Annotated in this window: 16 protein-coding genes; 12 read left to right on the top strand and 4 right to left on the bottom strand. The window is 51.9% G+C overall.

Annotation, left to right across the window (positions count from 1 at the left end; translation table 11 throughout):
* Positions 1-5 precede the first annotated feature (5 nt).
* The 6 genes from CLV60_RS17630 to CLV60_RS35190 all read left to right on the top strand — a co-directional run bounded on the left by CLV60_RS17630 (position 6) and on the right by CLV60_RS35190 (position 8,586).
* Positions 6-1,016 carry a FecR family protein gene (locus CLV60_RS17630; RefSeq protein ID WP_170118807.1) on the top strand — a complete coding sequence of 337 codons (1,011 nt, stop codon included), beginning with the start codon at positions 6-8 and terminating at the stop codon, positions 1,014-1,016.
* A 36-nt stretch (positions 1,017-1,052) separates the two neighbouring features.
* Entirely contained in the window at positions 1,053-4,466 is a 3,414-nt protein-coding gene (locus CLV60_RS17625; RefSeq protein WP_170118806.1) for a SusC/RagA family TonB-linked outer membrane protein, read from the top strand.
* A gap of 28 nt (positions 4,467-4,494) precedes the next feature.
* Complete coding sequence (locus CLV60_RS17620) at positions 4,495-6,027, top strand: RagB/SusD family nutrient uptake outer membrane protein (RefSeq protein ID WP_170118805.1); 1,533 nt, start codon at positions 4,495-4,497, stop codon at positions 6,025-6,027.
* 86 nt (positions 6,028-6,113) lie between these two features.
* Complete coding sequence (locus CLV60_RS17615; protein WP_211302251.1) at positions 6,114-8,150, top strand: SGNH/GDSL hydrolase family protein; 2,037 nt, start codon at positions 6,114-6,116, stop codon at positions 8,148-8,150.
* A gap of 72 nt (positions 8,151-8,222) precedes the next feature.
* Positions 8,223-8,450 carry a UPF0175 family protein gene (locus CLV60_RS17610; protein ID WP_106596689.1) on the top strand — a complete coding sequence of 76 codons (228 nt, stop codon included), beginning with the start codon at positions 8,223-8,225 and terminating at the stop codon, positions 8,448-8,450.
* Positions 8,434-8,586 carry a PIN domain-containing protein gene (locus CLV60_RS35190; protein ID WP_510185971.1) on the top strand — a complete coding sequence of 51 codons (153 nt, stop codon included), beginning with the start codon at positions 8,434-8,436 and terminating at the stop codon, positions 8,584-8,586. Before CLV60_RS17610 ends, CLV60_RS35190 begins: the two co-directional genes overlap by 17 nt.
* A gap of 2 nt (positions 8,587-8,588) precedes the next feature.
* Here CLV60_RS35190 and CLV60_RS17600 read toward each other — a convergent pair whose 3' ends face one another.
* The 4 genes from CLV60_RS17600 to CLV60_RS17585 are packed head-to-tail and all read right to left on the bottom strand — an operon-like array spanning position 8,589 to position 11,513.
* Positions 8,589-9,296: a LytR/AlgR family response regulator transcription factor gene (locus tag CLV60_RS17600; RefSeq protein ID WP_106596688.1), complete on the bottom strand. Its 708-nt coding sequence runs from the start codon at positions 9,294-9,296 to the stop codon at positions 8,589-8,591.
* Positions 9,297-9,322: 26 nt separating this feature from the next.
* The gene (locus CLV60_RS17595) at positions 9,323-9,871 is read right to left on the bottom strand and encodes a copper resistance protein NlpE N-terminal domain-containing protein (RefSeq protein ID WP_146151568.1); all 549 of its coding nucleotides are present in this window, start codon (positions 9,869-9,871) and stop codon (positions 9,323-9,325) included.
* Between the two features lie 16 nt (positions 9,872-9,887).
* A complete protein-coding gene (locus CLV60_RS17590) occupies positions 9,888-10,412 on the bottom strand; it encodes a copper resistance protein NlpE N-terminal domain-containing protein (RefSeq protein WP_106596686.1) in 525 nt (174 codons plus the stop codon).
* A 12-nt stretch (positions 10,413-10,424) separates the two neighbouring features.
* Positions 10,425-11,513 (bottom strand): sensor histidine kinase, encoded by a 1,089-nt coding sequence (locus CLV60_RS17585; RefSeq protein ID WP_106596685.1) that lies wholly within the window; start codon positions 11,511-11,513, stop codon positions 10,425-10,427.
* Positions 11,514-11,732: 219 nt separating this feature from the next.
* Here CLV60_RS17585 and CLV60_RS17580 point away from each other — a divergent pair, with 219 nt between their 5' ends.
* The 6 genes from CLV60_RS17580 to CLV60_RS17555 all read left to right on the top strand — a co-directional run bounded on the left by CLV60_RS17580 (position 11,733) and on the right by CLV60_RS17555 (position 19,337).
* Complete coding sequence (locus CLV60_RS17580; RefSeq protein ID WP_106596684.1) at positions 11,733-12,581, top strand: CHRD domain-containing protein; 849 nt, start codon at positions 11,733-11,735, stop codon at positions 12,579-12,581.
* Positions 12,582-12,814: 233 nt separating this feature from the next.
* Complete coding sequence (locus CLV60_RS17575) at positions 12,815-13,744, top strand: nuclear transport factor 2 family protein (RefSeq protein WP_106596683.1); 930 nt, start codon at positions 12,815-12,817, stop codon at positions 13,742-13,744.
* 133 nt (positions 13,745-13,877) lie between these two features.
* A complete protein-coding gene (locus CLV60_RS17570; protein WP_106596682.1) occupies positions 13,878-17,093 on the top strand; it encodes a SusC/RagA family TonB-linked outer membrane protein in 3,216 nt (1,071 codons plus the stop codon).
* 12 nt (positions 17,094-17,105) lie between these two features.
* On the top strand, positions 17,106-18,590 hold the full coding sequence (locus tag CLV60_RS17565; protein ID WP_170118804.1) for a SusD/RagB family nutrient-binding outer membrane lipoprotein: 1,485 nt from the start codon (positions 17,106-17,108) through the stop codon (positions 18,588-18,590).
* Between the two features lie 58 nt (positions 18,591-18,648).
* On the top strand, positions 18,649-19,134 hold the full coding sequence (locus CLV60_RS17560) for a hypothetical protein (protein ID WP_106596680.1): 486 nt from the start codon (positions 18,649-18,651) through the stop codon (positions 19,132-19,134).
* Between the two features lie 8 nt (positions 19,135-19,142).
* On the top strand, positions 19,143-19,337 hold the full coding sequence (locus CLV60_RS17555) for a hypothetical protein (protein WP_106596679.1): 195 nt from the start codon (positions 19,143-19,145) through the stop codon (positions 19,335-19,337).
* Positions 19,338-19,346 lie beyond the last annotated feature (9 nt).

Raw genomic sequence — 19,346 nt, 5'->3', positions numbered from 1 at the left:
TTTCCATGAATTATTTGTCATTTGAGCCGGAGGATTTTGCGACCGATGCATTTTTTTGCAGCTGGGTGCTTCATCCTACTCCCGAAACGGAGCACTTCTGGCTCGACTGGCTGCGTAACAATCCTTCCAAAGCCCGGGACATCGAATGGGCGCGGCAGATGGTGTTGCTGGCCTCATCGGATGAAGGCATCGCGCCGGCTGCCGAATCCGTCGACCGTATCTGGCGGGGAATTGAAGAAGGCAAAAAAGACAAAGTCGTTGTTTTCAGGAACCGCGTGATCTGGGTGAAGGCCGCGGCTGCGGTCGTGTTGCTGCTGGTCGCATTTGGCGGCTATTTCTATCGGAAAGGACAGAGTCATGTTTACCACACTGCATTCGGTGAATCGCGGCGCGTGTTGCTGCCCGACGGCACATTGGTGACGCTGAATGCGAATTCAAGCCTGCGTGTGGCCGACCGCTGGGGCAGGCGTACGGAGCGGGAGGTTTGGCTGGACGGGGAGGCTTTTTTTAGTGTAAGTAAATTGAAAAAGGCAGGCCAGGCGATCAAATTCACCGTTCATACCCACGACTTGAATGTGGAGGTGCACGGGACGGAATTCAATGTGAATACCCGGCAGGACCAGACGCAGGTGGTACTCAGTGAAGGCCTCGTGCATTTGCGGCTGAATGACCGCCCGGGCAAGGAAATTCAGATGAAGCCCGGCGATCTGGTCGATTTTTCGAGAAGTAAACAACAGCTGCATATCCGCCACCTGCCGGATGCGAGCCCGATGTATTCCTGGAAGAACAATCGCTGGACTTTGAATGACGCATCGCTGGCCGAAATCGCCGTGCTGATTCAGGAAACGTATGGAGTAACCGTTACCATTGAAAACGATTCATTGAAAAGACAAACCGTGAATGGCGTGGTCCCGACCGACAACATGGGCGACCTGCTCAGCGCGCTGGAAAGTATTCTCCCTATTACCATTACACACCAGGAGCAACGGGTGACGATCCGTGGCCGCCCTAACTAACAGCTAAAATTTTTTCGAAACCTTCAACCAATGCTCATGAAAAAGATCAACTTACTCATGATGGGAATGCTATGCGTTGGCGGTTCTGTGGCCAATGCCCAGACGTTCGCCCGCGGGCAGGTCCCTCAGCCCCAGCGCAGCGAGCAGCCATCCTACCGAAGCCTCGATCAGGTCCTGCGTGACCTCGAAAAGCGGCATTCCGTATATTTTATGTATCACAATGACAAAATCAAGTCATTGCAGGTGCAATACCAAAGCCGTAACGGCGAGGGCATCGAGGAAACGCTCGACCGCATTCTGAAAGCCAACGGTTTGGAATACAAAAAGCACGGCAAGATCTACGCTATTTTCCCGAAAGACGCCGATGCGAATTCGATGCGTGAGCTGAAACAGAGCCTTAGACAAACCCAGCTGCCGCCGGCTAATACAGTACCTGCGAACGCAGAAAGCTCGCTGGATAATCAGCCGGGTGCAAGTACAATCAGCCCTGGAAGTGCTCCGCGAGTGATTAATATCCGTGGCCGAGTGACCGACGAGAAAAACGACGCATTGCCCGGTGTGAGCATTGTGCTCAAAGGAACGCAACGCGGTACCACCACCAATGCGGAGGGCCAGTATGAGCTCGAAATCCCCGACGAATCTATTTCCGGAGCGGTGCTGGTATACAGCTTCGTGGGCTATGCAAGCCAGGAGGTGGTGGTAGGCGGGCGCACGAGCATCGACGTGGGCATGCAGGTGAGTGAGCGCGGGCTGGATGAAATTGTGGTGGTAGGGTATGGCGAGCAGCGTAAAAGCGACGTTACCGGTGCTTCCAGCAGTGTTTCAGCGCGAGAAATTGCCAAGCGGCCGCTAGTGCGCGTGGAGCAGGCATTGCAGGGCACCACTTCGGGTGTGACGGTTTCCAGTTCGAGCGGGCAGCCGGGACGCGGGTTGAACGTCCGTATTCGCGGTGCTAACTCTATTACCGGTTCCAATGAGCCGCTGTATGTGATCGATGGTTTTGTGGGCGGTAATATCGAGTCCATCAACCCGAACGATATCGAGTCGCTGGAAATCCTGAAAGATGCGTCGTCGGCCGCTATTTATGGTTCGAGAGGATCGAATGGGGTGGTTTTGATTACGACTAAAACGGGTAAGGAAGGCAAGGCGCGCGTCAATTTCAGCACGTGGTTCAGCAAGGCGAGCATTCCAAGAAAGCTCGACCTGATGAATGCCTATGATTTCGCGCGGACCGTGAATGCGCAGTTCGCTTCAACCGGCAATGCGCCTGCATTCTCCGATCAGCGTCTGTCCGAGCTGAAAGCCAGTGGCGGTACGGACTGGCAGGATGAGCTGCACCAGGAACCCTGGATCCAGAATTACCAGCTCGACGTATCGGGTGGTTCTTCCAATGTCCGCTATTTGTTTTCTGCCAACTACCTCGATCAGCCCGGTTTGATTTTAAACCAATATTATAAAAGGACTACCCTGCGTGCGAACATCGATGCAAAGCTGAACGACAAAATCGATTTGAAATTCAATGTCGCAGCGATGCTGCCGAAAAGCCGTAATAATGGTTATTCCGGCGACCTGGTCGATCCGTTCACCCAGGCTACCGAATGGGACCCGACCTCACCTGTGCGCGACCCGGCTACCGGTCAGTTCATTTACACGGCGCCGTATGGTTCTATCCAATATAATCCTATTGCGAGAGCGACGAATCAGCAGTTCGATAACCGCCAGGCGAATGTGACCGGAACGGCAATTTTGACCTATCGTATTTTGAAAGGGCTTTCGTTTACTACCATTAATACCTACGAAATCCGCACGGGCTTCACGCAGAACTTGTTCGGGCCGGGTACCAGCAACGGGGTATTGTATGCAGAAGGCAATGCGTCGCGGGGAGGTTTTTTTCAGAATAGTAATTTTTTGACTTACAAAAACACCTTCGGCGACCACTCGATCACGCTCACGGCTTTGTATGAGCAACAGAACGGGAACAACACTTCCATTAATGCGCGCGCCAATAATCTCTCATCCTACGCTTTGGGATATTATAACCTGAGCCTCGGTGCTACCCAGCTGACCAATTCGGGCTATTCGCAGGATGCATTGCAGTCGTACATGGGACGGGTTAACTACTCCTACAAAGACAAATACCTGCTCACCGCTGCAGTCCGTACAGACGGTTCCTCCCACTTAACCCAGAAATACAGCACTTTCCCGTCGCTGGCATTGGGCTGGAACGTGGCTAATGAGAATTTTATGAAGGATTCCCGCGTGTTTTCCGATTTGAAGCTGCGTGCGAGCTACGGACAAACCGGTAACCAGGCGGTAGGCGCCTATGCGACCATCGCGCAGATCAGCACAGGCGGCCCGCAACCGGCCTATTACTACGACGGTTCCACGCCGAGCGTGTCCACACCGCTGGGTGCACCGGTTTCGAAAAACCTCAAATGGGAGCGTACCGAGCAGTTTGACGTCGGTTTGGATGCATCCTTCCTCCGCGGCCGGCTGACGTTTACGGCCGATGCCTACAAGAAGAATATTTCCGACCTGCTTTATAATTACCAGGCACCATTCTACATGGGCGGTGGTGATTACCTGCGCAACATCGGAAGCGTGGAGAACCGCGGTATCGAATTCTCGGTGGGTGGAACGCCGGTAAGCTCGGGGAAACTACGCTGGACGACCAATTTCAACATTTCATTTAACCGAAATAAGGTAACCGACCTGGGCGGGCTTGACAATGTGATCGTGAACGGGATAGGCTCGGCGGGGAACAGTGCTTCCATTCTTCGCGTAGGGCGTCCATTGGGCGAGTTTTACGGCTACCAATTCCTCGGAACCTGGAAAACCAGCGAAGCCGAAGAAGCGACCAAGTACGGTATGAAACCCGGCGACGCCAAATATACCGATGTGGATGGCGACCACGCCTACACCGCAGCCGACCGCATGCCGATCGGGAATGGTACGCCCAAGTATTCGTTCGGGTTTATCAACGATGTGAGTTATGGTGATTTTTCACTGAGCTTCATGTTCCAGGGTACGCACGGGAATCAGATTTACTCGCAAACCCTTGCCTATCTCTGGGGCGGTTTGGGTGACCAGCGCAATGCCACTACGCAGGAGGCGCTCAACATCTGGACGCCGCAGCATGAGACCGACAATCCGGCTTTCAGCAATACCAGCAAGAACTTCAACAACAGCAGCCGGTACGTGTACAATGCAAGCTATATCAAGCTGAAAAACGTCTCGCTGACCTACAAGCTGCCTGCCGTGGTTTTGAATAAAATCAAAATCCGCAACCTGGAAGTGTACGTGAGCAGCCAGAACCTGTTCATGATCACGAAATACCCGGGCTATGATCCCGAAGTTTCAAATGGTTTCAATGCCATTACGCAGGGTTTGGAAATGGGTGTGATCCCGAACGCAAAGACTTACACGGCGGGTCTGCGGCTAGGATTGTAACGGTTTCATGACATTTAAAAAGAGCATTATGAAAATCAGATATTCAATATTATCGATTCTGTTGGGCGCGATGGCGTTCTCGGGGTGCCAGAACCTGACCGAGGATCCGAAGGCCAACCTGACGCCCGGGACCTATTTCAAAACGCAGTCGGACCTGGATGGCGCCGTGTCGGCGATCTACATCCAGTTTGCCCGTGATGGTGCCTGGGGCTTTACCAACCGGAGTACTTCTTACTTTGGCTCCGACGATTTTACGACCGATCCCGGTTTGAATAAAGAGGATTTCCGCCTTTTCGACCGCCTCAGCGGCGGCAGCGGTAACGGGAGTATGGTGGCGCAATGGCAAGGACCATGGCAGGGCATTTACCAGGCGAATAACGTGATCGCGAATTATGCGAAGGTGAATTCAACGGAGGAACAGAAAAATCAGTCGGCCGGACAGGCTTACTTCCTGCGTGCGCTGGGCTACTATTACCTCGTACGCACATTCGGGCCCGTGCCGGTGATCCTCACGCCGATCGACGTCGACGACCGTCCGGACCGCGACCCGATTGAGAAAGTGTACGAAGCCATTATCGCCGATTTGCAGAAAGCGAAGGAACTGCTGCCCGTCAAGTTCGATAATGCGCCCGGAAAGGCCGATCAAATGGCGGCCCGCTCATTGCTCGCTGATGTGTACCTGACCATGACCGGCTGGCCGTTGAACCAAGCCAGCAACTATGCACAGGCTGCGGCGGAGGCCGATGCCGTGATCAAATCGGGGCAATTCAATTTGAGCACACCTTATGCGCAGGTTTTTACGACCAATAATGGGCCTGAATCCATTTTTGGACTACAATACAATGTGAATGGCGGCTTGCCGTTGCGTAGCGCGGGCTCGTCGTGCGTACCCCTGGACGAAGTGGCTACGAACGGTTCGAGTGGCTGGGATGACTATTATCCTGAAATCAACTTTTACAAAAAGGCCCCGAAATGCAAGCGCACTGACGATACCTTCTATACGACTTTGAAACTGCGCCAGCCGGACGGTAAGACATTCAAACTTGTGCCGTGGGATTCGCCTGAAACGCATGCAAGGCATCCGTACTACAAGAAATTCCGCGCGGGTTTGAATGGCGACGGTGTGTCGGAAACGGAGACGGCCATTAATTCGATTAATCCGAGTACTAATAAAGTGTACGACATTATCCGCTACCCGCTCGTGCTGCTGGCTTATGCCGAAGCGTCCGCGATGTCGGGAGGCGGCCCGACGCCGGCCAGCTATGCAGCTATCAACGAGGTACGGAAGCGGGCGGGTTTGCCCAACCTGACGCCGGGGCTTTCGGCCAATGCGTTCCGCGATTCGGTCGTGTATGAGCGTGCGTACGAGTTTGCGGGTGAGTTTGGCGTGCGCTGGTTCGACATTGTGCGTTTGCAGCTCCTGCCCAAAATCGTAGCAGAGCGCAGCCCGGAAGAGAACCCGATCCCGGCCAATACCAACTTCGCGCAGAAATACATCGCACCGATCCCGGTAAACGAGATGGCGCGGAATCCGAAGTGGAAACAGAATGACGGTTATTGAGCGGGTACCGTCAGCCTGAGCGTAGCCGAAGGCATCTTGCACGACGCCTTCGACTACGCTCAGGCTGACATGGCGCGTGTCAACAAATGGAGGGACAAAACATCCAACATGAAAGACGTAACCGCACACTGGTGTTCAAAATCATCAGCGTTGCGGTTCCTTTTTGCCTTTTGGCATTGCTCGAATGCGGCCTGCGGCTGTTCCATTATGGGTACGACCTCAGCCTTTTTATCGAATACCCGAATGACAAAAATTACCTATACCTAAACCCTGACGCGTCCAAACGATACTTCATTAACCAGAAGAATGCGACGACCGGTAACGTGGAGCCTTTTCGAAAAGAGAAGGCGCCCGGTACCCGTCGCATTTTCGTTTTGGGCGAGTCGACCACCATTGGTTATCCCTATTTTCACAATGGCTCCTTCCATCGCTGGCTGCAATACCGCCTTGCTCATACATTCCCTGACCAGCATTTCGAGATTATCAACCTGGCACTGACGGCTGTGAACTCCTACACCGTGCTCGGTTTTGCGCGCGAGCTGGTTGATTACCAGCCTGACGCGGTTTTGATTTACACCGGACACAACGAGTATTATGGCGCCATGGGCGTGGGCTCTACCGAGCAATTTGGCGGGAATCCCGCTTTGGTAAATGCCGTTTTACGATTACGCTCACTCAAAATCATGCAGCTGACTGCTGATTTATATCAAAAGGCATTGGCACTAGGCTCGTCGCAAAAACCGCAGAATGACGGTACGCGCATGCAGCGGATGGTGGCTGAGCAGCAGATTCCTTACCAGTCGGAGTTGTATAAGCGAGGCGTAGCGCAGTTCCGGACGAATATGAGCGAAGTGCTGAATATTTTTGCCCGGCAAAATGTGCCTGTTTTTATCAGTAACCTCGTCAGCAATGAGCGTGACCTTAAACCTTTTGTAAGCTTTCCGGTTGACAGCACACGTTTCCCCGGCTTCGCGCAGAACTATCGCATGGCACTGGATTTTCTACAAAAAGGGGACAGTACGCAAGCATATCATTATTTCAAAAAAGCGGCTGGGCATTACCAGTCACATGCGCTCTGCCATTATTACCTGGGGCAACTCGAAGCTGCCCGAGGCAATGCGGCGGGGGCACGCGGGCATTTTTCGATAGCGCGGGATCTGGACGGACTTCGTTTCCGTGCACCGGAAGAATTTAATCAAATCATCAGACAGCTTGTTGGCGGGTATTCCAATGCGCATATGGTGGATGTGAAGCATATTTTTGAAATGGCATCGCCCCATGGCACCATTGGTAAAGAGCTCATACTAGAACACGTTCATCCTGACCTGAAAGGTTATGCATTAATGTCTGATGCATTTTACGAAGCATTAAAAAAGGCGAAATTCATCAGTCCGGTGCCAGATTCGGAAATGTCTTTTGCTCAACTGCGGAGGGAAATGCCGGTGCCGTCGATCGACTCGCTGGCTGGGGTTTATAAAGTAGCCAATCTGAAAAGCAGCTGGCCATTCAATGCCGCATTGGATCGGGATTCGGTCAGAACGGAGACCTTCGAAGAGCGTGTCGCATTTGACCTGGCTTACCGGCGTATTTCGTGGGAAAATGCGATGGATCAGGCCTATAATCATTACATCGAAGGGCAAAACTACCGCGAAGCGCGGGAGATCGTGGAGGCGTTGATCCTCGAACAACCGGGAGATGCTGCATTGTATTCTAAATCCGCCATGCTGAGCGGCCAGCTGGGCGATGAGCGAAGTGCCTTGTTTAGTTTTCAAAAGGCGTTCAGTATTGTACCCTCGTTCGAGACGGCCCGGTACCTTTTCGTATTACTCCTCAAAATGGACCAGCCGGAAAAAGCCATTCCCTATCTCGACTATGCGATTCGTTACAACACATCGGGCCTCAACCTCACGCCAGTACGTGCGCTTGCGCAGGAGGTCGTTGCGCTGCGAGCCAGTTTTTCAACCGACTCCGCCAACGTTTCAGTTCTGAACCGTATCGCTTCGGCATATTATAAAATGGACAACCGGGACGGGGCGTTGTTGTACGCTAGAAAGGTGCTGCGGTTGAATGCGCGGAATGAGGCTGCGTTGCAGTTGGTTACGTTGCTTAGGCTTCCGCGCTGAGGTAACGGTTATCTGCAACAAATGGATGGATTTGAATTTGTCAATGCTTGCCGAGTTTTGTATTTTTAGCATATGACAACAATCACACTACAAGTACCCGACAGCCTCGGGGAACATCAAAATGACACCGTCCGATTCATCGCTGCCAAGTTGTATGAATCGGGAAAGCTATCATTAGGGCAGGCGGCTGAGATGGCCGGACTGACGAAACGTACATTTGCAGAGCTATTGGGGGACTATGGAGTTTCATTGTTAAATTATCCTGTCTCAGAAATAATAGCAGATGCAAAAAGAATATGAAGTAGTCATTGCAGACACCAGCTGCCTCATTCTTTTAGACAAAATCGGAGAACTGAACCTCCTCAGATCCATCTTTGGGCGTGTCATCGTAACGCGGGAAATCGCAATGGAGTTTGGTAGCGATTTGCCCGAATGAGTTCATGGGCTAATCACCCGCATCACCTCCTCCTTATAATTCCGCCCGATCGGAATCTGATAACTCCCCCATATAATCCGGTTACGCTCAATGCGCCTTATTTTATCCAAGGCCATAATGAATGACTTGTGCACCCGCAGGAAGCGAGTGGGCGGGAAGATATCGAGCATGGCCTTGACGGAACCTTTGATGACTACTTTGCCGGTAACGGTGTGGATGATGGCGTAGTCTTTCAAGCCTTGTATATGGGAGATATCGTCGAAAGCGAGGCGGACGCGCTGAACGCCGCTTTTGACAAATACAAAGTCAGGTTTGTCTTCCGAGAGGTTCTGTTCGAGGTTGGTATTCTGCTCTTTGAGTTGGAGGAAATCGCGTACTTTTTCGAGGGCGTGTCCGAAGCGGGGAAATGAAATGGGTTTTAAAAGAAAATCAATGACGCCGAGCTCGTAGCCCTCGAAGGCATAGTCGCGGTAGGCGGTGGTGAAGACGGTTACGGGCGGTTGTGCGAGTGATTTCAGGAAGTCGATGCCGTTCATTTCCGGCATTTCGATGTCCAGAAACAGAACATCGGGCTCGCGCGTTTGCAGGTACGTGAGCGCGTCGCGGGCGTTGCCGAACTGAACAACGCCCGTAACGCCCGATTTGATCAGGTACCCTTCCAATATTTCTCTCGCGAGAGGTTCATCGTCGATGATCACGCATTGCAGCATACGTCACGTTTTTGTCCAGGAAAAAATCAGTTGTTGGCCCGGTCGGAGACCCGGTTGGAGACCCGGTTGGTAACCCGGTTGGAGACCCGGTTGAAAGTATAGCTCAGGTAATCTCCTCCTACCATGAGTTTTTTTGAACCATCGAGTATAAATAGCACATTTTCGTCGCCTTTCAACAGGAATATCGATTTTTCGGGTTGGTCGGGGTCGAGCTGAATCACGGTGGCGTCCGGGTTTTCGGCAGTGCCTTTCACGAGCGCCCATTTGCCGGTTCTCGGTTTGTCGCGAAAAAGCGAACCGTCCCACTGGTAGGTCGTGGGTTCTTTGGTTTGTGGGTCCTGATAGAATGTGAATCCCCATTTCAGTTTTTCGCAATTGGCCTGGACGGAAACATGCATGACGGGCGCCATCGGCTGGCAGGGTACGCGGCCATGGAATACGCCCCACACATCCGGCCCCTCGGCAACGGGGTTGCGGGTGGTTGTTTGGGAAGGTACGTTAGCAGGTACCACGGATTGAGCCATCACGTTTTGAAACGTTAAGATGCATGCAGCGAGGAAGAATAAGGTTTTCATGGCTAACGGACGTTTGTTACAGATTCGCATTCTGTTTGTTGAAGGTATAACTGAAACCCGCATTGCCGATCATTAAATTACCTTGTGTATCCAGCAAATGCAGCATGCGGTCGCTCATTTGCAAAAGGGTGATTTTGCTTTCGGATGCAGTTGGCTCCAAGGTGAAAATCTGCTTGCCGGGTGTTTTGCCGGTGTTTCCGGAAATAACCCATTTACCCGAAATCTCTTTGCTGAAACCATCGTTCATGAAGCCCTGCGTCCCGGGCTTGGTGATGCCGTAGGTGTATTGGAGTTTGAAATCGTCGCGGCCGAGGTTACGTGGGTCGCGGCGTAGCGTGAGGCGCCATTTAATCATTTCACAATCCAGATTGTCAGGAATGGCCAGCAGGTGCCTCGGAACGGCATCGCAAGGGGTGGCGGCAACAAATACCTCAGGCTCGGGTGAGACCAGGTATGCGGGTGCGACCCAACCGGGTGCGGTCCAACCGAGTGCGGTCCAACCCATGAGCAGTAAAAGTGAAAACCGGATGGATCTTTTCATGACTGATTCTGATTATACATTGGCCAAATTGATTTCCATAAAAACACTGAAACGCTCCTGTTGATCATCGATCCGCAGGCTGTGGCGCGAGGGGTACAGCAGTTCCAGCCGCTTGCGGAGGTTGGCGAGGCCGATGCCCCCTTTACTATCATTGGCCGCGGCGTTTCGCGCGGGACTCGATTTACTGTTTTCAATCGTCACTTCCAGGGCCGAAGGACCGATGTGAATCTTGCCATGCAACCAGCCTTGTTCCGACTTGCGGCTTACACCGTGCTTGAATGCGTTTTCGACCAATGGCAATAGCAGGAGCGGGGCGATTTCCTTTCCGTCGGTGTTACCGGCTACTTCCAGCGAAATGTCCGGATTATTATCGTAGCGGATCCTTTCGAGTTCGATGTAGTTGTGCAAATAGCTGATTTCCTTGTCGAGCGAAACCGTACTGTCGTCGCTGTCGTAGAGCATGTATTCCATCATTTCGGATAGTTTCAGTACCACTTCCGGCGCCAGATCCGATTTCTTCAAGGTTAATGCATAGAGATTGTTGAGAATGTTGAAAAGAAAATGCGGGTTCACCTGCGAGCGCAGGAAATTCACTTCCGCATTCAGCTTTTCGACCACGATCTTTTGCAGGATACGCTGCTGCTCGTACCAGTCGATGCTCAGTTTGAGGGCGACCATCAGCGCCAGGTACCACAGGGTGCTGAAAAAGTTATAGGACAGCGCTTCCACGATGTTGCTGTTCCGCATGGGGCCGATCACGTACCCGTACAGATAGTAGTCAAAGAAAGATTGAATGAAGAGATACCCGAGGATGGATAGCAGCACCATCCCGAAATACTGACCGTACTTTTTCCCTGACAGGTATTTGGGCAAAAAGTAATGGAGGTTCAGGTACGCGATGACGATCAGCAGGATCACACGGGCGGCCACGCAGATCGCGAAATAGTTAAGGCTTGCCTTGAAAATCAGGTAGCGCTTTTCATACAGGAAAAAGCCCGTCACCAGCAGCCAGTAACAGGCATGCACCAGTGCATATTTGACTGAAACCGTCCGGTTCGAGAACGGAAGCCGTACTTGCTTTTCCAGGAAGGCCGTGTCCATAGGCGTGTTTTTGAAATGATGTGGTAAATGAATGGAAAAGATCGGAGGAGCTGAAATTATATCGACCAACGCCCGAAAAAGTAGAGGAAATGCCGGAATGCCGCAAGTCACTATTTCTTAACGTTTTATTGATCCGGATTTCCTGCAACTATGCTTATTTAATTGTAATTTTAAAGGAATACTTTATATAAATCTTTCAACTCAACCCAACAAAACCAAATGATGAAAGTTCTATCTAAGTTTGGACTGGTATGGCTGCTTGTCGCGCTGTTCGCAGCATGTGACGACCACGATACCCCGCAGGATGTTGTCAGGCAAAATGGTTTACCGCTGAGCGGTTCGCAGGAAACGCCGGCAAAAGAAACCCAGGCTACCGGCTGGGCCGATGTATCGTACAACAAAACGACGCACTTGCTCACATTTACGCTCAATTGGGCCAATCTGACAGGCATTCCTACGGGTGCGCACATACACGGGACCGCGGCGCGCGGAACCAATGCAGGTGTCAAATTCGATTTCTTTTCGGCTATTCCGAAAACAACAACGGGTATGTACTCGACTTCGGTGGTCGTAGATGGAACGGCTATCAACGAAAGTGACCTGCTGAACGGGCTCTACTATTTCAATATTCACACACCTACCAACCCGGGTGGCGAGATTCGGGGGCAAATCGAGTTTTACGACCAGCCGCATATTGTGGTCGCCAAGGGTTTGCTGCTCCAAGGATCGCAGCAGGTGCCGCCCGTTGTTTCCGCCGGAACGGGAACCGTGGACGTGATGTACAACAAATCGACCAAATTGCTGAGCTATTTCATCAAATGGAAAGACCTGGAAGCGACTCCGACAGGCTCCCACATTCACGGTACAGCGGCGCCGGGCGCCAATGCGCCCATTCAGCACGACTTTTTCACCAATTTCCCCAAAACCTTATCGGGAGAATTCTCCAATTCGGTGATAGTCGACGGCGTGAAGATCAAGGAAACCGAGCTGCTGAACGGGCTGTATTATTTCAATATCCATAATGTGCTCCATCCGGCCGGAGAAATCCGCGCTCAGATCGTGTTCTGATCTTTTCGGGGCATTTGAATGCAATCCCGTTCCTGGTCTACTGGGGCGGGATTGTTTGTTTAAATACATCAAAAAAACGACGAATGGCGCATTGAGGCAATAGTACGACATTTTTATTCTACAAATGCATTTGGCCGATACTTGGGGTCGTTCGTCGACAGTGCGGTTCGCTGCTTTTACTATTCCGTAAGATGCTGTATCATTGTGTTATAACTCCTGACTAGATCGTTCCAATGTATCCGTTCCTCCTTATTTTGCACCATGCCGCCCGGTCCTTACGCCGGTGTCGGCCGCTTTGCGCTGCATTGGTATTGGGTTGCGTATATAGTGCACAGTCACAGCAGGTTGATCCGAATGTCATCTCGCTGATAGCAGAGGAAAAAGCTTTTGCGGCGAAGGCCGAGGCCACGGATGTACCCACCGCTTTTCTGGCTTACCTGGATAGCTCGGGAGTTATCTTTAACGGAGAAGGAGCCGTGAATGGCATCGCGGAATACGGCAAGGCGCCCAAAGGCAGTAAGCAGCTGCTGAAATGGTACCCTATCATAGCCCAGGTTTCGCGGAACGGCGATATTGGTTTTACTTCCGGGCCTTTCCAGTTCATTGCCGAGCGCGGGCAGAATGCCGTCGGCTCGGGGTATTTCTTTTCAATTTGGAAAAAGAACGCCGCCGGCCAGTTCAAGGTCATGCTGGATGGCGGTGTGATCCATTCCCAGGATCGAAACCACGTGGAGGCATTCCGGAGCGATCCGGAGCCTGAACGGGAAACGGATTACGACTATATTTTGCCGGCGGGACAAGGGAAAGACGGAGACCCGCTCCCCTGGAAAACGGAAGATGCATTTCTGTCGGCAGCTGGCAAGGACGCCGGACAGGCCTACCAACAATTTTTGGCCGATGAAGTTGTGTTACTAAGGAGCGACCGGCCATTCGGAAAGACCAAGGCGGAGGCGCTTGGTACAATAACCCAGCAGGAGATTCAATCATACCAATTTATCAGGTCAGGACAAGGAATTTCCAAAGCAGGTGACCTCGCTTATTGTTTCGGCAAAGCCAATGCCGTGAAGGGCGATAAAACTGTGGAAGGATTCTTTACCCGCGTCTGGCAGCACCGGCCCGAAGGCTGGAAGATCGTTGCCGAGCAGGTTAGCCTGTTTCGTTAAAAACTAACGCATTTCATTTTACACCGGCCACACCGCCGGTGCAGGGGAGCATTTTGCCTGTTGCATTGCTTCACTCCTCGCCGCGTCCTACCCGCCGGCATACGTGCGTATTTTTTATCAATCCATATATACCATGAAAAATATCTATTCACTATGGTGCATGCTTTTGCTGCCGGCAATGCATGCTATCGCTCAGGAGAGGACGGTGACCGGCTCGGTGACTGCCCAGGACGACGGGACCCCGCTTGCGGGGGTTAACATCAAGGTCAGAAATGCAAACATCGGGACTCAAACAGACGGCAACGGCGCATATTCCATTAAGGCGGGAGGGGATACTACTGTGCTGGTGTTCAGTTACATTGGTTTTGTAACCCAGGAAATCAAGGTGGGCAGTCGTTCGAAGCTGGACGTCACATTGGCGGAAGACACGCGGCAGCTGGGCGAAGTGGTGGTAACCGCGCTGGGGATCAAGCGGGAGGAAAAATCGATCGGTTTCGGGGCGCAGAAGCTCGATGGGGGAGAACTGAGCAATGTACGGGAAGCCAACCTCGTGCATTCGCTCTCGGGTAAGCTCGCGGGCGTACAGGTAGCGGGTAACACCGGCTCGATGGGCGGCTCTGCGAAGATCAATATCCGGGGTATCAACACGATTTACGGGAACAACAATCCGCTCTTCGTGGTGGACGGCATGCCGATGGAAAACCGGAACACCAACTCGCTTGAACAGCAGCGCGGTGCGGGAGGCTATGATTTCGGAAACTCCATTCAGGACCTGAACCCCGCCGACGTGGAGAATGTGACCGTGCTCAAAGGAGCGGCTGCAACAGCTTTGTACGGAAGCCGGGGCGCGAACGGAGTTATTGTAGTTACTACCAAAAAGGGAGGTAAGTCGGCCAAACCCAATCTGTCCTATTCTTTTGGGTATAATATCGATAAAGTATACAAGCTGCCCCGCTACCAGAACAAGTATGGCGGTGGCTTTGCTTTTCAAAAGCTTTATTACAACCAAAACCCCGAAGCATTCCCGGCCGACCGGAAGGGTAGCTACGACGACAACGATGGGCGCGGCCCGTATGATCTGCTTCCGGAATATGCGACGGACGAATCGTGGGGGCCGAAGTTCGAAGGACAGCTTTACCGACCTTACTGGAGCTGGGACAAAGACCACGGCAACCCCGATTTCGGTAAAGTGGTGCCCTGGGAAGCGCAGCCCAACAATATCAGGAGCTTTTTCGAGACAGGCGGCACATTTAACCACAACATTGCGCTCGACGGGGCCACCGACAAAGGCTCCTACCGCATTTCGTATTCTAACTTTGACCAGAAATTTATCCTGCCCAATTCCAAACTGGTGCGCCATAATGCAAGCATTAATGCCAGTTACCAGGCCATCAAGAACCTGACTATTTCAGGTTCGGGTAATTTTGTAACGCACTCGGCCAAAGGCAGGCCGGGTACCGGCTATGGCGACGACGGCGGGAATGTGATGGTACAGTTTACCCAATGGGGCCAGCGGCAGGTTGATTTCAACAAAATGAAGGAGTACGAGCTTCCGGACGGTACGCAACTGACATGGAACCGCTCATCTTGGTTCAACCCGACGCCGCGGTTTTCGAATAACCCGTACTGGGTAAGGCACAAAAACTACGAGACGGACGGCAGGACGCGCGTATTTGGGAACCTCGGCGCCAGTTACCAGCTGGCCCAAGGGCTCACCGCGGAGGTGAAATATATGACGGACACCTATTTTGAAACACAGGAAGAGCGGGTGGCCATTGGTTCGCAGTATACTTCGCAATACTGGCTGAGTAAATACAGCCATTTGGAAAACAACTTTCAAGGGTTACTGTCCTATAATAAATCGTTTACCAAAGACTTTTCCTGGAATGCGAATGTGGGTGTGAACCGCATGACCCGCAGTGGCTCCACGCATATTTCGAAGACGGTGGATGGCCTGAGTTCGAATGTTTTCAGCCTCGAAGCATCGATCGGACGGCCGGATATTACCGATTTGAAAACCAAAAAGCGGATCAACTCGGTATTCGGGAGTTCTTCATTAGGATATAAGGATATGCTCTTCCTAGATCTGGGTGCGCGGAACGACTGGTCGTCGACCTTGCCGGTGAAGAACAATTCCTATTTCTATCCGTCGGGCTCGATATCCTGGATCGCATCCAGCCTGATCGACGCCAACTGGCTGAATTTCCTGAAACTCCGAGCGGCGCTGGCACAGGTGGGTAACGACACGGATCCTTACAATGTGACGCTCGCATACCTGCTCTACCAGCCCTTCGGTACTTATTCGCGCGTGGCGGTCCCCAACACGTTGCCAAACCCGGACTTGAAACCCGAAATTACCTCGGAGTATGAGTTTGGTACTGAATTCAAAGTCTTTAATAACCGCCTGGGGTTAAACTTGTCGTATTATAACCGCCGTACGCGTAACCAGATCATTCCGTTGAGCCGCTCGGCAGCCACAGGGGCTACTTATAAGTATGTGAATGCGGGTTTGCTCGAAAACAAGGGTATTGAGCTTAGCCTGAATGCGTCTCCGGTTTCTACCGAACAATTTAAATGGGACATTACGCTTAACTGGGCGAAGAACAACAACAAAATCGTGCGGCTCACTGCCGATCAGAAGACGATGGTGTTGGCCAATGCGTCATTTGCGGTACAGCTCGAAGCGCGTGAAGGGGAATCGTTCGGCTCCATTGTGGGGTATGATTTCATGTACAATGACAAGGGGCAGAAGGTGGTGAATGAGGAGGGTATATACCTGCGTTCCGATGACCAGAAAGTGCTTGGCTCCGTGCTGCCTTCGTTCACGGGCGGCGTGATCAACGCATTCCGTTACAAAGGTTTCAATCTTTCGGTCCTGATCGACTTCCAAAAAGGCGGGAGCTTTTTCTCAACCACCCAGATGTTTGGCCGTGAAACCGGTATCCTGGAAGAAACCGCGACCGGAAGCATTCGTGAGGACGGGATCATTGCCGAGGGCGTGAAAGAGGACGGTACGCCCAACGACGTCGTGATTTCGGCCCGCGATCATTACAGCAGCAATGGAAACGGGGGGTATAACATCAATTCGATCGACGTGATCGACGCGAGCTACATTTACCTGCGCGAGATCAACCTGGGTTACAGCCTTCCCGCTGAATGGGTTTCCAAAACACCGTTCAGTAAAGTACGTGTGTCGCTCACAGGCCGGAACCTGTGGCTGATCAAATCAAATTCCAAACACGTGGATCCCACCGCGATCACTAACTCCATCTCCAACTGGCAGGGGCTCGAAGGGGGTGCATTGCCGTCCGTCCGTTCGATGGGCGTGAATGTTTCTTTCGGATTTTAAATGAAACTACCTATGAAAAATTTCAGGAAAATAACCATTGCTTCGCTGCTGGTGTCGACATTAGCTTGCACCGACGGTTTTGAGGAAATCAATAAGGATCCCAATCGGGCAGTGGATGTCACTTCGGCTCAGCTGCTCACCAATGCCCAGTACAATTTTTCCAACAACATTACCGACGAGTGGAACAACGGCCGTTTCGGAATGTACTACGCGCAATACTGGTCGTCGACCTACTATTCCGACGAAAGCCGGTACCAGATCCGCGAGAATACGAACCAGATCATGTGGAACACTTTTTACACCGATGTGCTGAGTGAGCTGCAAGAATCACAAAAGGTGGAAGAGAAGTCGAAATTCCCTGGTTACAAGAACCGGATCGCGATTTCAGAGATTGTGAAGGCCTACACCTACCATTTTTTGACGGACATTTACGGCGGTCCGATTCCTTACACCGAAGCGCTGAATGCCGATGAGGTTACCCCGGCCTACAATACCGGCGAGGAGGTGTATGCCGGCCTGCTGGCCACGCTGGACGAGCAGGTGAAGGTATTGGATGCGAGTGAACCAAGCTATGCTACCGGCGATGTGTTATATGAAGGTGATGTAAATGCCTGGAAGCGTTTCGCAAACTCGCTCCGCATGCGCATTGCCTTGCGGATGATCGACGCGAAACCCGCCGAAGCGACCGAAGCGATCAAAAAATCGCTTGATCCTGCCAACGGCGGCATTATTACAACCCAGGAGCAAAGTGCGCTGTTTCGCTGGTTGTCTTCTCCGCCTAACAACAACCCGATGAACCAGTCGTTCAAAGTGCGGGTGGATTTCTCGATGTCCAAGCCGTTCATCGATTACCTCAAACTGTACAACGACCCCCGGCTGCCTTTGTTCGCGCAACCGCTTTTGAATACCAATGACTACGTGGGCGAAGCGTACGGTATGGCAAGCAGCGGAGCGAGCTCCAACGGCGACCCGACCGTAGTGAGTTTACCTTCGAACTACGGGGTAGGCGCCACCGCCCCGACGATCTGGCTGGATCTGGCCGAAGTGAAATTCATGCTGGCCGAAATCCAGGCCAGGGAACTGAAAGTGGGGCTCACCGGAACGGCGGCTCAGTATTACCAGGAGGGAGTGTCGGCGTCTATGCATTTCGCGGGCGTAGGCGAGGCAAACATTACGGCCTACCTCAAAAAAGTACCCTACAATGCGGCCAAATGGAAAGATAGCATTGGCTCCCAGAAATGGATCGCTATGTACACCCAGGGCATTCAGGGCTGGCTGGAACGCCTCCGTCTCGATTTCAAGGACCCGATCACGGGCAAGGCCATTTTCGCCCTCCCTGCATCCGGTTCTCTCGACCCGGACGTTACGGATATCTCCAAACGCATGACTTACCCCCTCGTGGAAGCCTCTCTCAACGGCGCGCATTACCGAACGGCATTGGAGAAACTGGGCGGTAGAAATAGTAAGGGGGCGAAGAACTGGTGGGACAAATACTAATTATCAGCCGGTCGCAGCGACAACCGTTCGTTGCGACCGGTTTCGGTAATTTTGTTCCATGAAGAAAATATACACACTATCATCAGCTTTCATATTCAATGCGACGGGTGAAAAGGTCGATGCGATTGCGTCACCTGCGAGCCACAAGGAATTAACGGCTTCACGGAATGCATTCCATTTTGATTTCAATGCCCTGATCAGACAATTTTCTGTTTACAAACTTCAAACATTGCGTGACCCTACAATCCAGGGATTGGTAGCATTCAGACCGGAGATTGGAATTCTCGAATGCACAAACATGGAGATTTGTCACGCAAACAAACATGGAAATCCAGTATATAATGGCGTGGGAAAGGCTATGGTTGCGCTATGTTGTAAAATATCTGTGGATCAAGGTATGGATGGCTTCATTTATTTCGATGCTAAAAATAGATTGATGCCCTATTACCAGCGGTTTGGAGCGAAACATATGTTCGGGCTTCGAATGATTGTCGAGTCTGATGCTGCCAGGAAATTGATTGATTTGTACTTTAAAAATGATTAACTTCAACTATGAAACGACTACTGAATAACATGAAACCTGAACCATTCGTGGAAGACGAGGATATGCAAGATCCGGTTGGCCCGATGATGGTTTGGAATGGTGAAAGATCAAAAGAGGATCGGCAATTTATGAGCGATTGGGCAATGGCGAGGAGAGTAGAACTCGCGAAGGAAGCAGCCCGATCGGCTGAAAAAGCCGACTAGGCTGCATTA

The organism is Dyadobacter jiangsuensis, assembly GCF_003014695.1.
GTDB lineage: Bacteria > Bacteroidota > Bacteroidia > Cytophagales > Spirosomataceae > Dyadobacter > Dyadobacter jiangsuensis.
This window is presented reverse-complemented; position numbering and strand designations above follow the sequence as displayed.